This window comes from Microbacterium sp. (genome assembly GCF_032084865.1).
In the GTDB taxonomy this organism is placed as follows: domain Bacteria; phylum Actinomycetota; class Actinomycetes; order Actinomycetales; family Microbacteriaceae; genus Microbacterium.
The window spans coordinates 1-2,593 of record NZ_DAMDLU010000221.1; the positions used below are offsets into that span (position 1 = coordinate 1).

At 72.1% G+C, this 2,593-nt stretch carries 3 protein-coding genes; 1 reads left to right on the forward strand and 2 read right to left on the reverse strand.

Going from position 1 to position 2,593, the window contains the following annotated elements; genetic code table 11:
* Positions 1–741: galactokinase family protein (locus RT309_RS14665; protein WP_313358220.1), on the reverse strand; the 741-nt coding region annotated here is incomplete at its 3' end.
* Complete coding sequence (gene galT, locus RT309_RS14670; protein WP_313358222.1) at positions 738–1,922, reverse strand: galactose-1-phosphate uridylyltransferase; 1,185 nt, start codon at positions 1,920–1,922, stop codon at positions 738–740. The genes galT and RT309_RS14665, both read right to left, overlap by 4 nt.
* 97 nt (positions 1,923–2,019) lie before the next feature.
* Here galT and RT309_RS14675 point away from each other — a divergent pair.
* Positions 2,020–2,593 (forward strand): LacI family DNA-binding transcriptional regulator (locus tag RT309_RS14675; protein WP_396654466.1); only part of this gene is annotated, 574 nt, incomplete at its 3' end.

Here is a 2,593-nt window from a genome sequence, read left to right on the forward strand (position 1 = left end):
CGCCGCGCCGCGCTCGCAGGCGTCGCGCCGCTCGCGATACCCGCCGGTGGAGTGCGAGTGGCTCACCTGCGTGTCGATGACGAGCACCTCGAGGCCCTCACCGGTGAACCCGGTGGGCACCGACTCGGTCGCCAGCGAACGGCAGTCGATGAACGTCGCGGCGTCCGGACGGCCGAGCATCGACGCCATCTGGTCCATGATCCCGGTGGGCGCCCCGACAGCCTCGTTCTCGGCGCGTCGGCCGACCTGCGCGAGGGCGACGGGGTCGAGGTCGAGCTTCCAGAGGTCGTTCAGGGCGGATGCCACCGACCCCTCGATCGCCGCGGACGACGACAGCCCCGCCCCGACCGGCACGTCGGATGCGATCGCGATGTCGACTCCGCGCAGCGCTGCCTCAGGAGCCGCGAGCTGGATGGCCCAGGCGACGCCGAGCACGTACGCAGACCACTCCGGCACGGCGGGCTCTGCGCCGACCGCCGTCGGGAAGAGCCGGTCGAGCTCGGAGATCGCGACCTCGACCGGCTCCGCGGCGAAGGTCGACGTCACGCGGATGCGGTCGTCGTCGCGCAGCCGGGCGGCGGCGAACGTGCGATGCGGGATCGCGAACGGCAGCACGAACCCCTCGTTGTAGTCGGTGTGCTCGCCGATCAGGTTCACCCGGCCCGGCGCCGACCAGACGCCCTCGGGATCGCGGCCGGTGAGCTCGGTGAACAGCGTGCGGGCGGCGTCAAGTGCGCTCATGCGGTGACCTCGGGAACGGATTCGATGGCGGTGCGGAGCCGCTCGGCGGCGACCTCGGGAAGGATCTCAGCGGTCCACGCGCCCATAGCCGCTTCGGATCCGGCGAGGAACTTCAGCTTGTCCTCGGCACGACGTGGGCTGGTCAGCTCGAGGCGCATGCGCACGGTCTCGCGACCGGTGTTCACGGGTGCCTGATGCCATCCGGCGATATAGGCCGTGGGGGTCGGGTACAGCGCATCCACCCCGCGCAGCAGACGCAGGTAGAGCGGGGCGAGCTCATCGCGCTCGGCGTCGGTGAGGGCCGCGAAGTCGGGCGCGTGGCGGTGCGGCATGAGCTGCACCTCCAGCGGCCAGCGTGCCGCGAACGGCACGAAGGCGGTCCAGTGCTCGCCCTGCAGCACGACGCGGTCCGAGCCGCGCTCGGAGTCGAGCACGCGCCTCATCAGATCGGGGGCGGTGCGATGGATGCTGTCGAGCAGCCGCTGCGTGCGCGGCGTGACGTACGGGTAGGCGTAGATCTGTCCGTGCGGGTGGGGCAGCGTCACGCCGATCGCCTCGCCGCGGTTCTCGAACGGGAACACCTGCTGGATGCCGGGCAGCGACGACAGAGCGGCTGTGCGGTCTGCCCACGCCTCGATCACCGTGCGCGCGCGGGTGACCGACTGCGTGCCGAACGATCCTTCGTGGTCGGGGCTGAAGCACACGACCTCGCAGCGGCCGATGCTCGTGCGCGTGCGGCCGAGGCCCAGCTCGGCGAGGTCGTCGAGCCCGCGCGGGGAGTTGCGCGCTTCGGGTGCATCGCCGACGGCCTCGGCCAGCGCCGGACCGAAGGCGGGCGAGCGGTTCTCGAAGACCGCGACGTCGTAGTTCGCCGGCACCTCGGACGGATTCGTCGGCGACTGCGGAGCCAGCGGGTCGGCGTCGGCGCTCGGCATCATGACGCGGTTCTGACGCGCCGTGGCGAAGCTGACCCAGTCGCCGGTAAGGATGTCCTGGCGCATCGTCGCGGTCTCGGGACGTCCGTCGAGCGGGCGCGCATCGACCGCTCGGTCGGGGCCGAGGGTCGTGCCGGGGTCGTCGTAGTAGAACAGCTCGCGGCCGTCGGCGAGACGGGTGGAGCGCTTGACGACGCCGGCGCCGAGTTCGGACGTGCGCGGCTCCGGAGATTCTGACGTGTTCACGTCAACACGGTAGCGCGAGGTGCGTGGTAACGTCAACATTCCGGAGTTGTGAAGCGCTCGAGAGGGAGACCGAATGCCGACATCCGCACGCGTGTCGATGGCGATGGTCGCCCAGCGGGCGGGCGTGTCGGGCCAGACCGTCTCCCGCGTCGCGAACGGCAGCCCGAGGGTCGACCCCGAGACGCGGGCGCGCGTCGAGCAGGCGATGGCCGAACTCGGATACCGCCCCAACCGCGCGGCGCGCGCATTGCGCACCGGCCGCAGCCAGACGCTCGGTCTTGTCGCGCAGACGCTCGCCACGGTGGGCAACTCCCGCATGCTGCAGGCCGTCGCCGACGCGGCGGCGTCCCGCGGGTACGCGCTGACCGTGCTCACCCTCGGTGCGGATGCCCACATCGCCGACGCCTTCGACCGGCTCCGCGATCAGGGCGTCGACGGCGCCGTCGTGCTGAACGAGGCCACGGCGCTGGCGCGAGATGCCGCCTCGGCAGGTCTCCGCCTGGTGGTCGTCGACTCGCCGCCCGACGAGCGATTCACCGTCATCGGCACCGACCACGCCGCGGGCGCTCGCGAAGCGACCGAACGCCTTCTGGGCGCCGGTCACCGCACGGTGCACCACCTGTCAGGGCCGGCCGGATCGTTCGCCGCCGCCGAGCGCGAACGGGGCTGGC